This window comes from Burkholderia sp. AU16741 (assembly GCF_002223345.1).
Classification (GTDB): domain Bacteria; phylum Pseudomonadota; class Gammaproteobacteria; order Burkholderiales; family Burkholderiaceae; genus Burkholderia; species Burkholderia sola.
On record NZ_NKEZ01000008.1, the window covers coordinates 1260387 to 1280664 of the forward strand.

General features: G+C 68.5%; 19 protein-coding genes. 6 read left to right on the top strand and 13 right to left on the bottom strand.

The features are described 5' to 3' along the window. The first annotated feature begins 56 nt into the window (after positions 1-56). The 3 genes from CFB89_RS26090 to CFB89_RS26100 all read left to right on the top strand — a co-directional run bounded on the left by CFB89_RS26090 (position 57) and on the right by CFB89_RS26100 (position 4110). A complete protein-coding gene (locus CFB89_RS26090; RefSeq protein WP_089470370.1) occupies positions 57-1397 on the top strand; it encodes an MFS transporter in 1341 nt (446 codons plus the stop codon). A 14-nt stretch (positions 1398-1411) separates the two neighbouring features. Next, positions 1412-2752 carry an amidase family protein gene (locus CFB89_RS26095; RefSeq protein WP_089470632.1) on the top strand — a complete coding sequence of 447 codons (1341 nt, stop codon included), beginning with the start codon at positions 1412-1414 and terminating at the stop codon, positions 2750-2752. Positions 2753-2868: 116 nt separating this feature from the next. After that, positions 2869-4110, top strand: a complete 1242-nt coding sequence (locus CFB89_RS26100; protein WP_089470371.1) for an FAD-binding oxidoreductase — start codon at positions 2869-2871, stop codon at positions 4108-4110. A 49-nt stretch (positions 4111-4159) separates the two neighbouring features. Here the strand turns inward: CFB89_RS26100 and CFB89_RS26105 are convergent, their stop codons facing one another. The 10 genes from CFB89_RS26105 to CFB89_RS26150 all read right to left on the bottom strand — a co-directional run bounded on the left by CFB89_RS26105 (position 4160) and on the right by CFB89_RS26150 (position 14732). Continuing rightward, positions 4160-5305, bottom strand: a complete 1146-nt coding sequence (locus tag CFB89_RS26105) for an alpha-hydroxy acid oxidase (RefSeq protein ID WP_089470372.1) — start codon at positions 5303-5305, stop codon at positions 4160-4162. Positions 5306-5486: 181 nt separating this feature from the next. After that, positions 5487-6254, bottom strand: coding sequence for a FadR/GntR family transcriptional regulator (locus CFB89_RS26110; protein ID WP_089470633.1), 768 nt, complete (start codon positions 6252-6254; stop codon positions 5487-5489). Positions 6255-6322: 68 nt separating this feature from the next. Further along, positions 6323-7213, bottom strand: coding sequence for an amidohydrolase (locus CFB89_RS26115; RefSeq protein WP_089470634.1), 891 nt, complete (start codon positions 7211-7213; stop codon positions 6323-6325). 76 nt (positions 7214-7289) lie between these two features. Then, complete coding sequence (locus CFB89_RS26120; RefSeq protein ID WP_089470635.1) at positions 7290-8231, bottom strand: ABC transporter substrate-binding protein; 942 nt, start codon at positions 8229-8231, stop codon at positions 7290-7292. Between the two features lie 71 nt (positions 8232-8302). After that, positions 8303-9340, bottom strand: coding sequence for an ABC transporter permease (locus CFB89_RS26125; RefSeq protein ID WP_089470373.1), 1038 nt, complete (start codon positions 9338-9340; stop codon positions 8303-8305). 27 nt (positions 9341-9367) lie between these two features. Then, positions 9368-10912 (bottom strand): sugar ABC transporter ATP-binding protein, encoded by a 1545-nt coding sequence (locus CFB89_RS26130; RefSeq protein WP_089470374.1) that lies wholly within the window; start codon positions 10910-10912, stop codon positions 9368-9370. 12 nt (positions 10913-10924) lie between these two features. Continuing rightward, positions 10925-11701, bottom strand: a complete 777-nt coding sequence (locus CFB89_RS26135) for an SDR family oxidoreductase (RefSeq protein WP_089470375.1) — start codon at positions 11699-11701, stop codon at positions 10925-10927. 79 nt (positions 11702-11780) lie between these two features. After that, positions 11781-13058: an L-fuconate dehydratase gene (locus tag CFB89_RS26140; RefSeq protein WP_089470376.1), complete on the bottom strand. Its 1278-nt coding sequence runs from the start codon at positions 13056-13058 to the stop codon at positions 11781-11783. Positions 13059-13081: 23 nt separating this feature from the next. Then, the gene (locus CFB89_RS26145) at positions 13082-13924 is read right to left on the bottom strand and encodes an ureidoglycolate lyase (RefSeq protein WP_089470377.1); all 843 of its coding nucleotides are present in this window, start codon (positions 13922-13924) and stop codon (positions 13082-13084) included. A 43-nt stretch (positions 13925-13967) separates the two neighbouring features. Continuing rightward, positions 13968-14732: an SDR family oxidoreductase gene (locus CFB89_RS26150; protein WP_089470378.1), complete on the bottom strand. Its 765-nt coding sequence runs from the start codon at positions 14730-14732 to the stop codon at positions 13968-13970. Positions 14733-15399: 667 nt separating this feature from the next. Between CFB89_RS26150 and CFB89_RS26155 the strand changes: the two genes are divergently transcribed. From CFB89_RS26155 to CFB89_RS26165, 3 genes are all read left to right on the top strand, one after another. Continuing rightward, positions 15400-15690 (top strand): DUF3331 domain-containing protein, encoded by a 291-nt coding sequence (locus CFB89_RS26155; protein ID WP_011547132.1) that lies wholly within the window; start codon positions 15400-15402, stop codon positions 15688-15690. Between the two features lie 166 nt (positions 15691-15856). Then, complete coding sequence (locus CFB89_RS26160; protein ID WP_089470636.1) at positions 15857-16843, top strand: oxidoreductase; 987 nt, start codon at positions 15857-15859, stop codon at positions 16841-16843. A gap of 213 nt (positions 16844-17056) precedes the next feature. Further along, positions 17057-17356, top strand: coding sequence for a DUF4148 domain-containing protein (locus CFB89_RS26165; RefSeq protein ID WP_050012329.1), 300 nt, complete (start codon positions 17057-17059; stop codon positions 17354-17356). Positions 17357-17548: 192 nt separating this feature from the next. On the opposite strand, the gene CFB89_RS26170 is transcribed toward CFB89_RS26165, so the two are convergent. The 3 genes from CFB89_RS26170 to CFB89_RS26180 are packed head-to-tail and all read right to left on the bottom strand — an operon-like array spanning position 17549 to position 20274. Continuing rightward, positions 17549-18748 carry a TauD/TfdA family dioxygenase gene (locus CFB89_RS26170; protein WP_089470379.1) on the bottom strand — a complete coding sequence of 400 codons (1200 nt, stop codon included), beginning with the start codon at positions 18746-18748 and terminating at the stop codon, positions 17549-17551. A 23-nt stretch (positions 18749-18771) separates the two neighbouring features. Further along, entirely contained in the window at positions 18772-19728 is a 957-nt protein-coding gene (locus tag CFB89_RS26175) for an alpha/beta hydrolase (protein WP_089470380.1), read from the bottom strand. Positions 19729-19785: 57 nt separating this feature from the next. Then, a complete protein-coding gene (locus CFB89_RS26180; RefSeq protein ID WP_089470381.1) occupies positions 19786-20274 on the bottom strand; it encodes a thioesterase family protein in 489 nt (162 codons plus the stop codon). Positions 20275-20278 lie beyond the last annotated feature (4 nt).

Genomic DNA, 20278 nt, shown 5'->3' on the forward strand with positions numbered 1-20278 from the left:
GCGCGCGCTCGCGTCGTCACGGCAACCGCCCCAGAGTCCACCTGCACGGAGTCACCATGACGAATCCCAACGGTGCCGCCACGCCGCGCGGCATGCAAGCCGGTCGGCCCGCGCATGCGCAAGCCGCCGCCCTCGGTCTCGATGCGCTGTATGCACGCCTGAGCCGGCGCATCATTCCGCTGATCCTGGTCTGCTATTTCTTCGGCTATCTCGACCGCGTCAACGTCGGCTTTGCGAAGCTTCAGATGGTGACGGACCTGCATCTCACCGACGCCGCATACGGCGTCGGTGCGGGCCTGTTCTTCGTCGGCTACCTGCTGCTGCAGGTGCCGGCCGGCTGGCTCGTGCGGCGAATCGGCGTGAAGCGCTGTCTCGCCGGCTCGATGCTGACGTGGGGCGTCGTGTCGGTCGCCACGCTCGCGACCCGCGACACGGCGAGCTTCTACGCGCTGCGCTTCCTGCTCGGCGTGACCGAAGCGAGCTTCTTTCCGGCCGTGATCGCGTACTTCAGCGTGTGGTTTCCGTCGCACCGGCTCGCGAAGGTCATGGCCTTCCTGTTTCTCGCGATGCCGCTCGGCGTGATCGTCGGCGGGCCGCTGTCCGGCTGGATCATGGACGCCACGCACGGCGGCTTCGGGCTGCGCGGCTGGCAGTGGATGTTCGTGATCGAAGGCCTGCCCGCCATCGTGCTGGGCCTGTACCTGCTCGTGCGCGTGACGGAGCGGATCGACGATGCAACGTGGCTGACCGACGCGGAAAAACGCATGATCCACGCGGAAATGGCGCAGGAAGCGGCCGGCAAGCGCACCCGCCTGGGCGCCGCGCTGCGCGAGCCGACCCTGTGGCTGCTGTTCGCGACGTCGTTCCTCTACAACGTCGGCAACTACGGGCTCGTGTTCTGGATGCCGACGATGATCAAGGCGCTCGGGTCGCTGAGCAACCTCGAAATCGGCCTGGTCAGCGCCATCCCGTATCTGGTCGCGTCGGTCGCGATGGTCGCGAACGCGCAGCATTCGGTGCGAACCGGCGAGCGCCGCTGGCATACGGCGCTGCCGGTCGCGATCGGCGGCATCGCGCTGCTCGCGAGCCTCGGGATGCACGCGCATCCGGTGCTCGCGGTCGCGTGCCTGACCGTCGGCGTGGCCGGCATCATGAGCACGCTCGCGATGTTCTGGAGCCTGCCGTCGCGCATTCTCGCGGGCGAAGCGGCCGCGGGCGGCGCCGGGCTCGTCAACATCGGCGCGGCCGTCGCGGGGTTCGTCGGCCCGACGCTGATGGGCTATGCAACCGGCTTGACGGGCAGCACCGAGCTCGGGGTCGCGCTGCTCGCCTTCACGCTGTTCGCTGCCGCCGCGCTGATCCTGTCGATTCCGCGCCGGCTCATGGTGCGCACGTGAGCGCGGCGCCTTCGATGCGCAGTGCGCTGGCGTTGGCGGCCAAGGTGCGGGCCGGCCAGGTGAGCGCGGTATCACTCGTGCAAGCCGCGCTCGCCGACATCGCCGCGCGCGACGGCTCGATCAGCGCCTGCGCAGCCACCTTCGACGAGCGGGCCCGGCGCGATGCGCTGCGCATCGACCGCCTCGTGCGGAACGGACGCGACGCGGGCCCGCTCGCTGGCGTGCCGTTCGTCGTGAAGTGGAACATCGACGTGGCGGATTATGCGACGGTTGCCGGATCACCGGCGCGCGCCGCATTGCCGCCCGCCGTCGCCGATGCGCCGATCGTTGCGCGACTGTGCGCGGCCGGCGCGGTCCCCCTGGGCGCGACGCAGATGGACGAACTCGCGTGCGGCGCCACCGGCGTGAATCCGCACTATGGCGCGGTGCGTCTGCCGGTCGATCCGACGCGCATGACGGGCGGCTCGTCGAGCGGCTCGGCCGCCGCGGTCGCGGCCGGGTACGTGCCGCTCGCGCTCGGCAGCGACACCAACGGCTCGATCCGCGCGCCGGCGGCGCTGTGCGGCGTGTGGGGATTTCGCCCCGGCGACGGGCGGCTGTCGCGGGCCGGCTGCCTGCCGTATGCCGAATCGCTCGATACCGTCGGCGGGTTCGCGAACGACATCGACGATCTCGCGGTGCTGTACGACACGCTGGACGAAGCCGATGCACGGCGCGCGCACCCGCCGTGCGATCCGGCCGCCCCGCTTCGCGTCGCCGTACTGACCGGCGATTTCGAAACACATGCCGATGCGGATGCGCAACGCGCCGTCCGGCGCGCGGCGGCCTGCCTGCGGGCGGGCGAATCGGTGTTTGTCGGCAGCGACGAAGTCGCGCGCGTGCGCGAAGCGGCGCTCGTGATCTCGAACGTGGAGCTCGCGCGCGCCCATCGCGGCTTGGTCGACGCCCCGGCGGCGCTCGTCTCCGAACGGCTGCGGTCGCGCCTCGCAGCCGGCCTCGCGACGTCCGACGCCGCGTATCGGCACGCGCTTGCCCACCGTGCCGCCTGGCGTGCGCGCATCGCGGCGCTGTTCGCGCGCTTCGATCTGCTGCTCGCGGCCGCGACGCCTTGCGCGGCGCCGCGCTTCACCGACGCGACCGTCGATGTCAACGGCGTCGCGCTCGAACCCGCGAAGACGCTCGGCCTGCTGACACAGCCGATCTCGTTCGCCGGGCTGCCGGTGGTCAGCGCGCCGTGCTTCGTATCGGGCGAGCTGCCGGTCGGGGTGCAATTGATCGGTGCGCCCGGTGCTGACGCGGTCTGCTTCGACGCCGCGCGGCAATTCTCGGCCGCGTGGCGCGACATGCTCCGTTAGCGACGCACCCCTTGGTGCCGTGCGCCGCCGCGAGTATGCTTGTGCGTCGAACACTCTCCAACCCGGGCGCGCACCGTACCGCGGGCAAGCGCCCCGCCAACCGTCACTCACCATCGATGGATTTCGACGTCATCGTTCTCGGCGCCGGCATCGTCGGCGTTTCCGCCGCGCTGCACCTGCAGGATCGCGGCCGCAAGGTCGCCCTCGTCGATCGCGGCGCGCCCGGCGAAGGCACGAGCTTCGGCAATGCCGGGCTGATCGAGCGCTCGTCGGTCGAACCGTATCCGTTCCCGCGCAGCCCGTTCACGCTGATGCGCTATGCGCTGAACCGCTCGACCGACCTCTACTGGCACGGCGCGTCGCTGCCCGCGTTCGCGCCGTGGCTCGCAAGGTTCTGGTGGGAATCGGCGCCGCTGCGCCACGCGGCGGCCTCGCGCGACATGCTGCCGCTGATCGAGCGCTGCATCGTCGAACACGACGCGCTGATCGCGCGCGCCGGCGCCGGCGAACTGATCCGCGCGAGCGGCTGGCTCGAAGCATTCCGCACGCCGGCCGCATTCGAACGCGGCGTGGCGGAGGCCGGCCTCGCCGCGCGCCGCCACGGGCTCGGCATCACGCCGCTCGACGCGGCCGCGCTGCGCGCGCACGAACCGAGCCTCGCACCGGGCTTCTGCGGCGCGCTGCACTGGCTCGACCCGAAAAGCGTCATCGATCCGGCTGCGCTCGTCAAAGCGTATGCGCACCTGTTCGTGCAGGGCGGCGGCACGCTGCTGACCGGCGACGCCGCGAGCCTCGACGCGCTGTCGCCCGGCTGGCAGGTCCGGACCGACGACGGCCCGGCGGCCGCGCCGTCCGTCGTGGTCGCGCTCGGCCCGTGGTCCGACACGGCGTTCGGCAAGTTCGGCTACAAGATCCCGCTGCGCGAGAAACGCGGCTATCACATGCACTACGCGCCGTCCGCGCGCGGCGTGCCGTCGGCGCCGATCGTCGATCGCGAATACGGCTACGTGATCGCGCCGATGCGGCGCGGGCTGCGGCTCACGACCGGCGTCGAGATCGCGCGGCGCGGGCTTCCGCCGACGGGCGTGCAGCTCGAACGCGCGGAACGCGTCGCGCGGCCGGTGTTCGGGTTCGGCGAACGGCTCGACCCGCATCCGTGGCTCGGCTTCCGCCCGTGCACGCCCGACATGCGCCCGGTGATCGGCCCCGCGCCCGCGCATCGCGGGCTGTGGTTCGCGTTCGGACACAACCATCACGGGCTGACGCTCGGCCCCGTCACCGGCCGCCTGCTGGCCGAGATGATGACCGGCGAAGCGCCGTTCACCGATCCGGCGCCGTATCGCGCGGATCGCTTCTGAACATGCGACGCCGGCCGGCCCGAAGGCACGACCGGCGTCGCGCCCGCCGTCAGCGAAAGCGAAGTTGATCTCGCCCGAGCTGCGAAACGGACGCGCAGCCCATCAGCCGCATGTCCCGTTCGATTTCCGTGCGCATCAGTTGCAGCGCGCGCTCGACGCCGGGCTGCCCGGCGGCGGCGAGCGGAAACAGGTAATAGCGCCCCAGGCCGACCGCCTTCGCACCGAGCGCCAGCGCTTTCAGCACGTGCGAGCCGCGTTGCACGCCGCCGTCCATCATCACGTCGATCCGGTCGCCCACCGCGTCGACCACCTCGGCAAGCTGGTCGAACGCGGCGCGCGAACCGTCGAGTTGCCGTCCGCCGTGGTTCGACAACACGATGCCGGTGCAACCGATATCCGCCGCCCGGCGCGCGTCGTCGACCGACATCACGCCTTTCAGGCAAAACTGCCCGTTCCACTCGCGCACCATCGCGGCCACGTCGTCCCATGACATCGACGGATCCAGCATGTCCGTGAAGTAACGGCTGATCGACATCGCGCCGCCGCCCATGTCGACATGCCGGTCGAGTTGCGGCAAACGGAATCGCTCGTGGGTCAGGTAGTTGACCGCCCAGGCCGGCTTCAACGCGAACTCGGTCATGCCCGCGAGCGTCAGCCGGAACGGAATCGAGAAGCCGGTGCGTTTGTCGCGCTCGCGATTGCCGCCGGTGATGCTGTCCACCGTCAGCATCATCACGTTCACGCCGGCCTCCCGCGAGCGGTTCATCATCTCGCGGTTCAGGCCACGGTCCTTGTGGAAGTAGAACTGGTACACCTGCGGGCCCGAGCTGATCGCACGAGCTTCCTCGAGGCTCACGGTGCCGAGCGACGACACGCCGAACATCGTGTCGAATTTCGCGGCCGCGGCGGCGACGGCTCGCTCGCCGTCGTGATGAAACAGGCGTTGCAGCGCGGTCGGCGAGCAGTAAACCGGCATGCCGAGCTTTTGCCCCATGACCGTCACCGACAGATCGACGTCGCGCACGCCGCGCAATACGTTCGGCACCAGATCGCAACTTTCGAACGCGCTCGTGTTGCGTCGATAGGTGGTTTCATCGTCGGCCGCACCGTCGATGTAATTGAAGATCGGCCCCGGCAACCGTCGTCGCGCCAGCTCGCGGAAGTCGTGGAAATTGTGGCAATCGTTCACGCGCATTCGTCACACTCCATTCGGCGCACAAGCGGCATGCCGGCGGCCCGGCGCGCGTCGCTCGCATCGCAGCGTTCGTTCGGTCCCGACGGCCGGTGGCCTCGCGCGATACGGAGGCCGCGCCGGCAACCGGGAGGGCCGCATCGCGTCCGCCGCTGGCGAACATGCGGAAAGTCGACTCGCGCGCTCAATCGAGCGCGCGGCCGAAAATGCGGATCACTTCGTCGAGATGCTCGGCCATTGCACGGCGCGCGGCGTCGGGGTCGCGCGCGCGGATCGCATCGAGGATCGCGCGATGCTCGCGCTCCGACCGGTGCGGCATGTCGTTCGGCATGTACAGCGACTGCAGCCGCTGGAACATCAGGTCGTACTTGTGCGCGAGCAACTGCTTGATCATCAGCGCATACGCGGCGTTGTCGCTCGCCTCCGCGATGCGGATATGGAACAGCCGGTCGCCCGGGTGCGTGAGCGAGCCGCTGCGGTTGTCGTCCTGGTTGCGCAGGAATGCTTCGTGGATGCCTTCGATCTGCGCGTCCGAGCCATGCTTCGCGGCCAGCGACGCGGCTTCCGGCTCGATCAGCCGGCGTGCCTGCAGCAGTGCGAACGGCGGGATTTCGGTGTCGAGGTCGAGCGCGATGCCGAGCTCCGGATCGATCTCGACGATCGAGAACGGCGCCACCGGCGCGCCGGGTGTCCGCGCAGGTTCGGGCGCGGCGGCCGTTTCGGGACGGCGCACCTTCACGCCATCGCCGACGCGCACGCTGACGAGCCCGTTCACTTCGAGCGCGATCAGCGCCTCGCGCACCGACGTGCGCGACACGCCGAACCGTTCGGCGAGTTCGCGCTCGGGCGGCAGATAGCTGCCCGGCGGGAAATCGCCGGACTCGATCATCGCACTGAGCTTGTCGGCGATCTGCTGGTAGAGGCGGCGGTTCTGAATCGGCTGGATGGACATACGTTGACGCTGGTAATCGGTTTCGTTCCGGACGGTCCGATGCATCGCATCGACCGTTCGCGCCTATTTTATATGCCGCGCTTCATATCGCCCGGCACCGCGTAGCACCGCGCGGCCGTGCCGCCCCACAACGCGGCGCGTTCGGCCGCCGACAGCCGTGATTCGGCCCAGCGTTCGACGAGCGACGCGACTTCGTCATACGACGCCGCGAGCAGGCAAACCGGCCAGTCCGACCCGAACATCAGCCGCTGCGGGCCGAACGCGTCGAGCGCCGCGTCGAGGCACTGCTCGATATGCCGGATGTCCTGCGCGCGCAGGCCGCGCCGCCAGTCGGCTTCGGTCACGAGCCCCGACAACTTGCACGCGACGTGCGGCAGCGCGCCGAGTTCACGCAGCGACGCGCGCCAGCGCGCGAGCGCCGCTTCGTCGTGGTCGAACTCGGCGAGCGCGGGCTTGCCGACGTGGTCGAGCACGAGCCAGTGCGCGTCGTGCCGCGCGCAGAACGCGCGTACGTCCGGCAACTGGCGCTCGAACACGAGCACGTCGTACACATAGCCGTTCGCCTGCAGCCACGCGACGCCGCGATTGAAAGCGGGATCTGCGACGAACGCGCCGACGTCGGCTTCGTCCTGCAGCTGGTGACGAAAACCGCGAAGCTTCGGGCTGCGCCACTCGGCGACGCGATCGGCCAGCGCCGGCGCACCGAGATACTCCCAGCCGACCACCGCGGCAATGCGGGCGTCGTCGCGCGCCAGGTCGAGCAGGAACGCCGTCTCGTCGCGCCCGGCGCGCGCCTGCACCGCGATCGATGCGCCGAGCGCCTGCGCATGCATCGGCGGCCACAGCGCATCGGGCAGGTAGTCGCGCGCGAGCACGCCCATCCCGGGGCCGATCCACGGATAGTCGGCCGCGCGATAACGCCAGAAGTGCTGATGCGAATCGATACGCACTGCGCCCATGATGCCCTCGTGTTCGATCACCTCGACGGCGACGGCTGCGGCGCGCATCGCCGCAATCGCCGCCGGCACGCCACGTTCAGTCGTACAACACCGCGGCGATCTTCGGATCGTCGATATTGGTCTTGTCGTACCAGTAGAAACCGGTATCGATGACCTTCGGCAGCTTCTCGCCCTTGATCGCCTTCACGGCCGCCTCGACCGTCTTGTAGCCGATGCCGATCGGGTTCTGCGTGATCGCGCCGGCCATCAGCCCGCTGCGGATCGCGTCCTTCTGCTGCTTGCCGGAATCGTAGCCGACGATCACGACCTTGCGCTTCATCTCGCGCACGCCGTTGACCACGCCGATCGCCGAACCTTCGTTGGTGCCGAACAGGCCCTTGAGCTTCGGATACGCCTGCAGGATCGACTTCGTCACTTCGGTCGACTTCAACTGGTCGCCTTCGCCGTACTGCACGGTCACGACCTGCACCTTCGGGTGCGCGGACTTCATCCGCTCGAGGAAGCCGTCGCGGCGGTCGATGCCGGTGCGGCTCGTCTGGTCGTGCGCGACCACCGCCACCTGCCCTTCGTCGCCGATCAGCGCGGCGAGCTTGTCGGCGGCGAGCGCGGCGGCCGCCTTGTTGTTGGTGGCGGCCGTCGTCACCGGAATGTCGCTGTCCACGCCCGAGTCGAATGCGATCACCGGGATCTTCTCGGCCTGCGCCTTCTTCAGCAGCGGCAGCGCGGCCTTGCTGTCGAGCGCCGCGAAGCCGAGCGCGGCCGGCTTCTTCGCGATCGCGGCCGACAGCATGTCGATCTGCTTGTCGACCATCGCCTCGGTTTCCGGCCCTTCGAACGTCACCTTCACCTTGTAGTCCTTCGCGGCCTGCATCGCGCCCGCTTTCACGGCCTGCCAGAACTGATGCTGGAACCCCTTCGAGATCAGCGGGATGTAGGTTTCCTGCGCGTGCACGCCGGCCGTGACGCCGACGGCGAACGTCAGCCCGACGATCGCGTTCAACACCTTGCTCCTGATCACTTCGCGTCTCCTTTTTTCGTATCGAATGAAATGCCGGCCGAAACCGGCGGTGAAGCGCATGCCTGCATGTGTCAGCGGCGACGCCGGCGCAGGATGTCCACGTAGACGGCGAGGATGATGATCACGCCCGTCACGACCGTCTGCCACTCCTGCGCGACCGACATGATGCGCAGGCCGTTGGTCAGCACGCTCATGATGAACGCGCCGATGATGGTGCCGACGATGCTGCCCGCGCCGCCCGACAGCGACGTGCCGCCGATCACGACGGCCGCGATCGCATCGAGCTCGTAGCCTTGGCCGAGCGCCGGCTGCGCGGAGTTCAGCCGCGACGCGATCAGCAGCCCGGCGATCCCGCACACCGCGCCGCTGAACGTGTAGACCGCGATCTTCCACGCATCGACGTTCACGCCGGACAGCCTGAGCGCCTCCTCGTTGCTGCCGAGCGCGAACGTGTAGCGGCCGAAGATCGTGCGGTTCAGCACGATCGACGCGCCGATCGCGACGAGGAACAGGATCAGCACCGCGTTCGGAATCGGCAGCGCGGGAATCAGGTTGCCGATCAGCGAATCCTGCGCGATCGACGTGAAGCCCGGCGTGTCGTTGAAGTAGATCGGCCGCGTGCCCGAGATCACGAGCGACAGCCCCTTGAGCAGCATCATCATGCCGAGCGTCGCGATGAACGGCGGCACCTTCATCTTCGCGATCACGAAGCCCGACACGCAGCCGGACAGCGCGCCGAACACCAGCGCGGCGAGGATGCCCAGCGGCAGCGGCATCCCCCACTTCGTCAGCACGACGCCGGCCATCACCGCGCAGAACGTCATCAGCGTGCCGACCGACAGGTCGATGCCGGACGTGATGATCACGTACGTGCAGGCGACGGCCAGCACGCCGTTCACGGCGGTCGCCTGCAGGATCGACACGAGGTTGTCGACGTCGAGGAAGTTCGACGACGCGAAGCTGAAGAATACGATCAGCAGCACGAGGCTCGCGAACGCGAGCAGCTTCTGCCGCGCGGCCGGGTTGAACAAGCGCGCCTTCAGGCTCGATGCGGCGGCCGGCGCGTCGCCGGTGGCAAGGGGCGGAACGGGATGCGTATCGTTGGACATGATCGTTAGGCGTCTGAATCGGGACAATCAGGACAACACGGTCGACTCGCGCTGCGTCGCGAGCTGCATGATCTTTTCCTGCGTGGCGTCGGCCGCGCGCAATTCGCCGGTCACGCGGCCTTCGCACATCACGAGAATCCGGTGACTCATGCGCAGCACCTCGGGCAGCTCCGACGAGATCATCACGATCGCCTTGCCGTCGGCGGCGAGCGCATCGAGCAGCTTGTAGATCTCGCTTTTCGCGCCGACGTCGATGCCGCGCGTCGGCTCGTCGAAGAACAGGATGTCGCAGTCGCGCAGTAGCCATTTCGCGATCACGATCTTCTGCTGGTTCCCGCCGGACAAGAGCCGCGCGGGCTGCGCGACCGACGGCGTGCGGATCGCGAGTTGCCGCACGTACGACTGCGCGGCGTCGCGCATTCCGCGTGCGTCGAGGAACAGACCGCGGCGCACGAAGCGCCGCATGCTCGACAGCGCGATGTTGTTCTGCACGTCCATCCCGACCGCGAGCCCGAAGTGCTTGCGATCCTCGGACAGGTAGCCGATGCCAAATTTCACCGCATCCGCCGGCGTGCGGATCGTCACGGCCCGGCCGTTCACGCGGATCTCGCCCGCATCGACCGGGTCCGCACCGAACACCGCGCGCGCGACCTCGGTGCGGCCCGCGCCCATCAGCCCGGCGAAGCCGAGGATCTCGCCACGCCGCAACGTGAAGCCGACGTCGCGGATCGCGCGGCCGCGCGACAGGCCGCGCACTTCGAGCGCAATCTCGTTCGCGGACGTATCGGGCGGCGTGCGAGTTTCGGTATCGAGCTGGCGGCCGACCATCATCGAGATGATCGTGTCCATCGACGTATCCGCCATCGGCACGGTCGCGACGTACTTGCCGTCGCGCATCACGGTCACGCGATCGGCGATCTGGCGCAACTCGTCCATCTTGTGCGAGATGTAGACGATGCCGACGCCGTTCGCGCGCAGGTCGCCGATGATGCGGAACAGCTCGGCGATCTCCGCGTTGTTCAGCGCGGCGGTCGGCTCGTCCATGATCAGCACGCGCGAATCGAACGACAGCGCCTTCGCGATCTCCACCATCTGCTGCTTCGCGACCGTCAGCCGGCCGACCGGCGTGCGCGGATCGAGATCGAGCCGCATCCGCTGGAAGATCGCGGCCGCATCGCGGTTCAACTTGTCTTCGTCGACGAACACGCCGAGGCGGCCGCGCGGCTCGCGGCCGATGAAGATGTTCTGCGCGACGCTCAGGTGGTTCATCAGGTTCAGCTCCTGATGGATGATGCCGATGCCGAGCGCCTGCGCGGCACGCGGATCGGCGATCTCCACCGGGCGGCCGTCCATCCGGATCTCGCCGCCGTCGCGCTGGTAGACGCCCGCGAGAATCTTCATCAGCGTCGACTTGCCGGCGCCGTTCTCGCCCATCAGCGCATGCACTTCGCCGCTGCGCAGGTCGAAGCGGCAATCGTCGAGCGCCTGCACGCCCGGAAAGCGCTTGCCGATGCCGGTCAGCGCGATCAGCGCGGGCGCGGCGCCGGTGTTCGGGTTCAGGTCGGGTTGCATGGCTCGCCGCCCTCAGCTGATCGCACGATCGAGATGCGTATAGCCGCCGTCGACGAACAACCACTGGCCCGTCGTGTGCGACGCGCGATCCGACAGCAGGAACACGGCCGTGTCGGCGATCTCGTCGGCCGTCGTGAAGCGTTGGCCAAGCGGCACCTTGCCGGCGATTTCATCGATCTTCGCTTGCGGATCGTCGAAGCCGGCGATCCAGTGCTGATAGAGCGGCGTCATCACCTCGGCGGGAATCACCGCGTTCACGCGCACGCCGTCGTTACGCAACGCGACCGCCCATTCGCGCGTCAGCGCGAGCTGCGCGCCCTTCGACGCGCAATAGCCGCTCGTATTGCCCTGGCCGGTGACGGCTGTCTTCGACGAGACGTTGACGATCGCGCCGCGCGTCGCCTTCAGGTGCGACACGCAGTAATGCGCCATCACGTAGTAGTGGATCAGGTTGCGCTCGAGCGACGCGACGAACGCGTCGCGCCCGGCGTCGAGCCCGATGCCGTCGTTGATGCCCGCGTTGTTGACGAGGCCGTCGATGCGCCCAAAGCGCGCGAGGGTCTGCGCGACCGCATCGCGGCACTGCGCGTCGTCCTGCAGTTCGACAGTGATGCACGCGGCGCGCGGCTGTTGCTGCGCGAGTGCGCGCCAGAACGCGTCGTCGGGCGCGTGGCGCGCGAACACCACCGGAATCGCGCCTTCGCCGGCCAGCCGCATCGAGATCGCGGCGCCGATGCCCGACGCGCCGCCGGTCACGATCACGACCTTGTCTTGCAGATTCAAATCCACTTCGCGTCTCCGTCGTTCATGTTGTCGCCGCGCGCGGTGCGCACGACGCGCGTGGTACGCCGTCGTGCGTTGCCGTGCGTCAGCCGCGGAACCGGTACTGCTCCAGCGATTCGGGCTTCATCTCGATCGAGAAACCGGGCGCCGTCGGCGGCATGTACGCGGCGCCACGCACCACGCACGGTTCGACGAAATGCTCGTGCAGGTGATCGACGTACTCGGTCACGCGCCCCTCCTTCGTACCGGAGATGCACACGTAGTCGATCATCGACAGGTGCTGCACGTATTCGCACAGCCCGACGCCGCCCGCATGCGGGCACACCGGCAGCCCGTACTTCGCGGCCATCAGCATCACCGCGAGAATCTCGTTCACGCCGCCGAGCCGGCACGCGTCGATCTGCACGACGTCGATCGCGCCGCGCGCGATGAACTGCTTGAACAGCACGCGGTTCTGGCACATCTCGCCGGTCGCGACCTGCACCGGCGCGATCGCCTCGCGGATCTTGCGATGCCCTTCGACGTCGTCGGGGCTCGTCGGCTCCTCGATGAACCACGGCCGCGCGAACGCGAGCGCGCGCACCCAGTCGATCGCCTCGCCGACTTCCCATACCTGGTTCGCGTCGATCATCAGCTTGCGGTCGGGGCCGATCGCCTCGCGCGCGATCGTCACGCGGCGGATGTCGTCGTCGAGGTTCGCGCCGACTTTCAGCTTCACGTACTCGAAACCTTCTTCGACCGCCTCGCGGCACAGCCGGCGCAGCTTGTCGTCGCTGTAGCCGAGCCAGCCGGCCGACGTCGTGTAGCACGGGTAGCCGTCGCGCTCCAGCGCGGCGATCCGCGCGGCCTTGCCGGGCGCCTGCCGGCGCAGCAGGTCGAGCGCTTCGTCCTGGCTCAGGCAATCGGTCAGGTAACGGAAGTCGATTGCCCGCACCAGTTCCTCCGGGCTCATGTCGGCGACGAGCCGCCACAGCGGCTTGCCGACGGCCTTCGCCCACAGGTCCCACACCGCATTGACGACGGCGCCCGTCGCCAGGTGGATCGCACCCTTGTCGGGGCCGATCCAGCGCAACTGGCTGTCCGACGTGACGTGCCGCCAGAAGCGGCCCATGTCCTCGCGGATCCAGTCGAGGTCGAGGCCGACGACGAGGTGGCGCATCGCGTCGATCGCCGCGCAGCAGATTTCGTTGCCGCGCCCGATGGTGAACGTGAGCCCGTGACCTTCGAGCCCGTCGCGATCGGTTTCGAGGATGACGTAGGCCGCCGAATAATCGGGGTCCGGATTCATCGCATCGGAGCCGTCGAGCTGGCGCGAGGTCGGAAAGCGCACGTCGAGGACGCGCATCGATCGAATGATAGGCATGACGAACCGTCCGTTGAAGGGAATCAGGCCTGCACGGTGCGCTGGCGCTGCTCGCCGAGCCCGTCGATGCCGAGCGTGATCACCTGTCCGGCGCGCAGGTAGACGGGCGGCTTCTGCCCGAGGCCGACGCCCGGCGGCGTGCCGGTCGAGATCACGTCGCCCGGTTGCAGGCTCATGAAGCGGCTCAGGTAGCTGATCAGGTGCGGCACGCGGAACACCATCGTCGCGGTCGTGCCGTTCTGGTAGCGGTGGCCGTCCACTTCCAGCCACAGCCGCAGCGCGTGCGGATCGGGCACTTCGTCGGCCGTCACGAGCCACGGGCCGATCGGGCCGAACGTGTCGTTGCCCTTGCCCTTGTCCCACGTGCCGCCGCGCTCGAGCTGGTATTCGCGCTCCGACACGTCGTTCACCACGCAGTAGCCGGCGACGTGCGACAGCGCATCGGCTTCGTCGATATAGCGGCCGCCCTGGCCGATCACCACGCCGAGTTCGACTTCCCAGTCGGTCTTTTCCGAGCCGCGCGGGATCTCGACGTCGTCGTTCGGGCCCGAGATCGCGCTCGTCCACTTGCCGAACACGACGGGCTCCTTCGGCACCTCCATCCCCGATTCGGCCGCGTGATCCGAATAGTTGAGCCCGATGCAAATGAATTTGCCGACGCGCCCGACGCACGCGCCGAGCCGCGGCGTGCCTTCGACGAGCGGCAGCGACGACGGCGGGATGTCGCGCAGCCGCGCGAGCGACGCGGGGGTCAGCGCGTCGCCGGCGATGTCGTCGATCACGCCGGACAGGTCGCGAATCTGGCCGTGCGCATCGAGCAGGCCCGGCTTTTCATGGTGTTTGTCGCCAAATCTCAGCAGTTTCATAGCGTTGTCTGAATGCAGAAGGGAAGTGAATGGGAAGGCGCGGTCAGTTCGACCAGCCGCCGTCGATCAGGTGAATCGTGCCGGTGGTGAACGATGCTTCGTCGGACGCCAGGTACAGCGCGAGCGCGGCCACTTCGTCCGCGCTGCCGATGCGGCCGATCGGCTGGCGCGCGACGAACGCCTGGCGCACCTCGTCGGCGGACACGTGGCGCGTGCGCGCCTGGTCGGCGATCCGCTGCTCCAGCGACGGCGATTCGATCGTGCCCGGGCAGATCGCGTTGCAGCGGATACCCCGCTCGACGAAATCGGCGGCCACCGCCTTGGTCAGCCCGATCACGGCCGCCTTGGTGGTGCCGTACACGAAGCGGTTCGGCACGCCCTTCACGCTCGACGCGGCCGACGCCATGTTGACGATCGACGCGCCGCCGGCTTCGAGCATCGCGGGCAGCAGCGCGCGGATCAGCCGGTACATCGACGTGACGTTCAGGTTCAGCGAGAACGCCCACGCGTCTTCGTCGCACTCGAGGATCGAGCCGTGATGCACGTAGCCCGCGCAGTTGAACAGCACGTCGAACGCGCGTTCGCTCGCGGCCAGCGCGGCGATGTCGTTCGCGTCCGTGACGTCGAGCCGCCGCGTGGCCAGCCGGCCGCCCGCGCGCTCGGCGTCGGCTTCGAGCCGCACCAGCGCGGCTTCGTTGATGTCGGTCGCCAGCACGTCGGCGCCCTCGCTCGCGAACCGCAGCGCGGTCGCACGGCCGATGCCCTGCCCGGCCGCCGTCACCAGCGCGCGTTTGCCCTGCAATCTCATGAGCACGTCTCCCGAAAAGCCGGCCGCCAGTCGGCCGATTGGCACAAAGGACTAAAGGTCCAACCAATCATAGGAAGGGATCGGGCGTTTGTCACGAAATTGGGATTCAGTATTTACCCAGGGCGGGTCAATCCGTGCGGCGCACGCGAATGCAGCGCGCGAGCGGCGTTGAAGTGCTGCGCCGCGATCCGCTCAAACCCAATACCGGCGGGCCTTTCAGCCGATTCTTCAGCAACGTCCGACACGACGGCCGCGCCAAACTGACAAAAAAGTCATGTTCGCGTCAGGGTGCCAACGGGTCGCGCACGCCATCATGGCGTTGCCGGACCGCGCTTCCGGTACATCGCCTCCCCGCCCGCGCCGGATCTCTGCGGGCACCTCCGTCCCCCTGGCGATGTATCCCGTGACTGGGCGAGCAGACACGGTGCGCGGGCCGATTTTCCGCCCCGGGCTTCTTGTCCGGGGCTTTTTGTCTTTGGTTTTCCAAGAAAATAAGCGCGGATTGTTTCTAAATCGGCAAAAGGTAATTCGAGCCGGACAGGATGTTTTTTCCGGTCACAGACGCTTACATTTAGCGCACCACTCATGGAAACCGCTACGGATTCGCCATCGGGTAGTGACATCCACTGCCACGGCCGAAACCGCACGAGCTTTAGGAAACGGCAAAATGAAGGCCTCCCAATCCCTGCCTGCGCTCGATCCCGCCGACGTCCACGTCGAAATCCTCGAACGTTCCGATACGCTGCTCGTCGTCCGCTGGGTCGAACCGGGCCGCTGTCATTACGGGGAGCAGCGCTGGCGCCGCCGCTTCGCGCAGCGCACCGGCACCTGCGCGCTGTCGCGCCAGGTCATCCACCGCGGCGACGAAGTGTTCCGCCCGGCCGAGCGCCCGGCCCCCGCCAACGCCGCCGCCATGATCTCCGCCGCCGAGGTGCTCGCGCTGGCCGGCAGCAGATAAAACCGCCGGCCGTGCGCCCGGGCTTGCGGCGCCACGCTATCCGTCAGCCCTAGAAGCGCCGGTCTAATTCTCCCGCTTGTCTGCTCCGTCCGCCCGCACTATCGTTACACCACTCAATGTAACGATTAAATGCCGCGGCCGACCGGCCGCGCCGATGGAGGCAGACATGCATGCATGGAGCGCGCGCCACGTCCCGGCGCAGGGCGGCAAGGTCGCGGTCGTGACCGGCGCCAACAGCGGCCTGGGCTGGCATCTCGCGGAAACGCTGGCCGCGAAAGGCGCGACGGTCGTGATGGGCTGCCGCGACGCCTCCCGCGGCGCGCAGGCTGCCGACGCGATCCGCCGGCTTCATCCTCATGCACGCGTCGAAGTCGATCCGCTCGACCTCGCCGATCTCGCGTCGATCGCACGCTTCGCGGCCGACGTCGGCGAACGCCACGGCCGCGTCGACATCCTCTGCAACAACGCCGGCGTGATGTTCCTGCCGCTGCGGCACACGCGCGACGGCTTCGAGATGCAGTTCGGCACCAACCACCTCGGCCATTTCGCGCTGACCGGCCATCTGCTGCCGGCGCTGCGCGCCGCGCACCGGCCGCGCGTCGTCACGATGTCGAGTGGCTTCAACCGCGGTGGCCGGATTCGCGTGGACGACCTGCGCGCCGCGCAACGCTACAACCGTTATCTCGCCTATTGCGACAGCAAGCTCGCGAACCTCATGTTCGCGATCGAGTTGCAGCGCCGCTTCACGCGCGCGGCGTTCCCCGGCATCAGCGTCGCCGCGCATCCCGGCTATGCGGCGACCAACCTGCAGTTCGCGGGCCCGGCGATGGACCGGTCGCCCGGCCGCGCCGCGCTGATGCGCGTCGCGAACCGTTATCTCGCGCAACCGGCCGACCAGGGCGCGCTGCCCGCGATTCATGCGGCGACGTCGCCCGATCTGGCCGGCGGCGCGTACATCGGTCCGTCCGGCTGGTTCGAATCGCGCGGGCTGCCGGCACCGGCGAGCGTGCCGCGCGCGGCCCGCGGCGTGGCGGCGGCGGCGCTGCTGTGGGAAGCGTCGGAAGCCGCGACGGGCGTGCGCTTCCTCAGCGCCGGCGCGTCCGCCGGACGCGCGCCGGGCCGGCCATTCGATACGGCGGCCGAAGCGCGCTGAGTCGCGCACTGCGCCGATCCAACATTCCTCATCCTTATTACGCCGATCGAAAGAAAGCCTGTTGAAGGCTGATTCGCCGCCGCACTGTTACCGGCCAGGAAACAATTTATCGTCAAAATCAGCGTTTACCCTCAGCACGCCGGTGACTAAGATTGGGTCAATCGCTCAAGACATGGTGTCGAGAGCGAACTCAATAAAACACCGGAGGTCACCATGAAATCGCTCGTTTCCGCAGTCGTTGCCGCTGCCGCCCTGTCCGCTTCGTTCGGCGCATTCGCTCAAAGCACCGTGACGCGCGCTCAAGTGCGCAACGAACTCGTCCAGCTCGAACAAGCCGGCTACAAGCCGGGCGTGTCGAGCCCGTACTACCCGAACGACATCCAGAGCGCCGAAGCGCGCGTTCATGGCGCCGACACCAGCGGCTACGGCGCACAACCGGCTCCGCTCGTCCACTCGGGCGCACCGGCAGCCGCTTCGTCGAACGCACGCGACTCGATCTTCTTCGGCCAGTAAGCCGATGCGCCCCCGGCGGGCGCCGCGCATCGCGCGATGAAGTCACGCAGTCCTGACGAGCCCCTTCGCGGGGCTCGTCTGTTTTGTGAAACGCATACCTCCGCCGCCCGGCAGCGGGTGGCTTCGCCCGGACGCCTCGCGTCCGGGTGCTTTTTCCCGGCGAGGTGTGCGTGAACGTGCCGTGTGTGTCGATCAGCGTGCCGCGACCGCGGCCGGCGTTGCCCGCGACAGCACGCGCCACCGCGACAGCAATTCGTCGCGATCGACGTAACAGCCCTGCAAGTGCCGGCGGCCCGTCGACGGGTCGAACTCGGTGCGCGCATGCAGCACGCGCCGGTTGTCGAACGCCCACATGTCGCCCGCCCGCAGCCGGCGCTGCACGCGAAAGCGCGGCTCGCGCGCGAGCGCGAGGAACCGCCGGTACGCGCGATAGACGGCCGCGACCGAGCCGGCCGGCGCGTCGAGCGGCCCGCGCAGGAAGTTCGCGACGCGCACTTCCGTCACGTTGCCGCGCGCATCGCGCCCGATCACCGGCGCCGAACAGCGGTAGTCGCTATTCGCGCTCTTGTTCCAGAACTCGAACGGCGTCGAGGCAAGCTGCTCGAAATCATCCGGATGTTCGCGCCGCAGCGCATCCGCGAGCGCGAAGCCGTCGAGGAAGATACTGTCGCCGCCGGTCGCGTCGTTCGCGAGGCAATGCAGGAACTGCACGCCCGGCTGCAATTCGCGCGTCGGCAGGTCGGTGTGTGGCGGAAGATTCAGCGATGTATACGCATTGCTGTCCGGACGCGGCTTCGATTCGACGTCGAACAGCACACCGAAATTACTTTCTCGGATCAGGCCGACCCGGCGTGCGACCTCGTCGACGCGGCCGCGCTCGGCCGGCACGCCTTCGATCAGCGTGAGCCCCGTGCTCTGCAATGCACCGAGCCATGCGAGCAACGCGCGGTCGTCCTCCATCACGTCGCGCCACGCGAACACGCCGATCGCCGTCGGATCGTCGCCGGTCCATACGTGCCTCCCGTGCGCGGCCACGCGCTCGGCACGCGACGCGTCGTCGTAGGCATGCGCACGCAACCAGCCCAGCGACCACGCGCTGCGGTGTCCGTCGTTCCATTCCACATGCAGCGCGCCGTCGGTCTCGACGTGCACGGTGAGCGCGGACAAATCCTCGCGCGCATCGGCGATCTCGAACACCTGTTCGCGCGTGATCGCATGCACGCACGCGGAACAGGCGCAGTTGTCGCGCAGCCAGTCGAAATGGAACGGCGATCGTCGCGCGTCGCTCCACTCGACCTCCACCGTGCCCTCGCCAATCGTCGCCGCCGCGATCGCCGCGTCGGCCGAAAACGTCCGCCAGTCCTCGATACGGTGTTGCGCTGCCGCCTGCATCGTTGCCTCCCGGAAAACGCCCGCTACGCGTGCGGTGCGAGCAAGAACCTGCCGACCATCCGGTGCATCCGTGCAGCCTGCGGGCTCGTTCCGAACGCGCGCCAGCAGCCGTGCACCAGCCCCTCTCCCATCCAGGCGTGCGCGACGCCGCCCGCCGCGCGAATCCGTTCGACGTACACGCGCGCATCGTCGCGCAGCGGATCGTGTTCCGCGCCGATCGCGAGCACCGGCGGCAAGCCGTCAAAACGCCCGGCTTCGAGCGGCACCGATGCGCGCAACAACGGGTTGCCGTTTCGCAGCAGGTCGGACACATCACCGCCCCAGTACAGCGCGCGATAGCGATGCACGTCGTCGAGCGTCAGCATCGGCGCGTGCGCTTCCGTTTCGCGCGCGGGCGGTTGCGGTTCGAAACCGAGCATCGGATAAACGAGCGCGATGCCGTCCACGCTCCCTTCGCCAGCATCGCGCAGCGCGGTCGCCACCGCCGCCGCGAGCATCCCGCCCGCGCTGTCGCCCGCGAGCGTCAACGGATGCACGCATGGCCCGAACGGCCAGCGTGCGTCGCGCGCGGCACGCGTGATTTCCAGGCAATCCTCGAGCGCGGCCGGCGCGCGGTGTTCGGGCGCCAGCCGATAGTCGACCGCGATCACGTCGAGGCCCGTATCGGCCGCCAGTTGCGCGGTGATCAGCGCATGGCTGTCGAGCGAGCCGACGACGAAACCGCCGCCATGAAAAAACAGCACCGTGCCGCGCGGCGTGCCGTGCGCGGACGCATGGCGGCGCAGCGCGATCGCGTGGCCGGCCGGTGCACGCCACACGGCGTCCTGCTGCACGATGCCTGACGGCAGCACGGCCGGCGTCCATTCGGCCGCGAAGCGGTCGTACAGGCGGCGCTGCTCGTCGGGCGAACGCGCCGCCGCATCGGCCGGATACCACGCGTCGACGGCCGCGACGAACGCCGCGATTTCCGGTTCGAGCATCGTGTGCCCTCCGCGGTCGAAGATCGAAAATCGAAGTTCGTGAAGTGAAGCGCGCCGCTAGCGGCGCGGCGGCAACCCGATCACGCGGCCGGCATAAGCAGGCGCCGCGCAATCGCGCTGCAACGCATGCAGTTCGGCCACGCGTGCTGCCACGTCGTCGTCGAACGGCGCCGATTTCGCGCCGTCGCGCGTATCGACGTGCAGCAGCATCTGCTCGCTCGCCGATACCGCGTCGTCATGCCCGCCGGCGAACAGTTCGAGATACAGGTGCAGCCGCTTCGCGTCGTGCGCGAGCACGCGCGCATCGACGCGCACCGGCGTGCCTTCCTTGATCTCGTGCAGGTAGTTCACGTGCGCTTCGAGCGTGTAGACCGAGCGCCCCCGCTCCCGACGCGTGGCGTCGTCGAGACCGATGCGATCCAGCAGCGCATCGGTCGCGAAGCTGAAGATCAGCAGGTAGAACGCATCGCGCAGGTGGCCGTTGTAGTCGACCCATTCGGGCCGCACCACGTCGCGGTAAATCGTCAGCGGGGTATCGCCCGTCATCGCC

What these genes read in the sequence shown, in the direction of transcription:
- CFB89_RS26090 (WP_089470370.1), top strand. Translation starts at nt 57, where the DNA reads ATGACGAATCCCAACGGTGCCGCCACGCCGCGCGGCATGCAAGCCGGT.
- CFB89_RS26095 (WP_089470632.1), top strand. Translation starts at nt 1,412, where the DNA reads ATGCGCAGTGCGCTGGCGTTGGCGGCCAAGGTGCGGGCCGGCCAGGTG.
- CFB89_RS26100 (WP_089470371.1), top strand. Translation starts at nt 2,869, where the DNA reads ATGGATTTCGACGTCATCGTTCTCGGCGCCGGCATCGTCGGCGTTTCC.
- CFB89_RS26105 (WP_089470372.1), bottom strand. Translation starts at nt 5,305, where the DNA reads ATGCGCGTGAACGATTGCCACAATTTCCACGACTTCCGCGAGCTGGCG.
- CFB89_RS26110 (WP_089470633.1), bottom strand. Translation starts at nt 6,254, where the DNA reads ATGTCCATCCAGCCGATTCAGAACCGCCGCCTCTACCAGCAGATCGCC.
- CFB89_RS26115 (WP_089470634.1), bottom strand. Translation starts at nt 7,213, where the DNA reads ATGGGCGCAGTGCGTATCGATTCGCATCAGCACTTCTGGCGTTATCGC.
- CFB89_RS26125 (WP_089470373.1), bottom strand. Translation starts at nt 9,340, where the DNA reads ATGTCCAACGATACGCATCCCGTTCCGCCCCTTGCCACCGGCGACGCG.
- CFB89_RS26130 (WP_089470374.1), bottom strand. Translation starts at nt 10,912, where the DNA reads ATGCAACCCGACCTGAACCCGAACACCGGCGCCGCGCCCGCGCTGATC.
- CFB89_RS26140 (WP_089470376.1), bottom strand. Translation starts at nt 13,058, where the DNA reads ATGCCTATCATTCGATCGATGCGCGTCCTCGACGTGCGCTTTCCGACC.
- CFB89_RS26145 (WP_089470377.1), bottom strand. Translation starts at nt 13,924, where the DNA reads ATGAAACTGCTGAGATTTGGCGACAAACACCATGAAAAGCCGGGCCTG.
- CFB89_RS26150 (WP_089470378.1), bottom strand. Translation starts at nt 14,732, where the DNA reads ATGAGATTGCAGGGCAAACGCGCGCTGGTGACGGCGGCCGGGCAGGGC.
- CFB89_RS26155 (WP_011547132.1), top strand. Translation starts at nt 15,400, where the DNA reads ATGAAGGCCTCCCAATCCCTGCCTGCGCTCGATCCCGCCGACGTCCAC.
- CFB89_RS26160 (WP_089470636.1), top strand. Translation starts at nt 15,857, where the DNA reads ATGCATGCATGGAGCGCGCGCCACGTCCCGGCGCAGGGCGGCAAGGTC.
- CFB89_RS26165 (WP_050012329.1), top strand. Translation starts at nt 17,057, where the DNA reads ATGAAATCGCTCGTTTCCGCAGTCGTTGCCGCTGCCGCCCTGTCCGCT.
- CFB89_RS26170 (WP_089470379.1), bottom strand. Translation starts at nt 18,748, where the DNA reads ATGCAGGCGGCAGCGCAACACCGTATCGAGGACTGGCGGACGTTTTCG.
- CFB89_RS26175 (WP_089470380.1), bottom strand. Translation starts at nt 19,728, where the DNA reads ATGCTCGAACCGGAAATCGCGGCGTTCGTCGCGGCCGTCGACGCGTGG.
- CFB89_RS26180 (WP_089470381.1), bottom strand. Translation starts at nt 20,274, where the DNA reads ATGACGGGCGATACCCCGCTGACGATTTACCGCGACGTGGTGCGGCCC.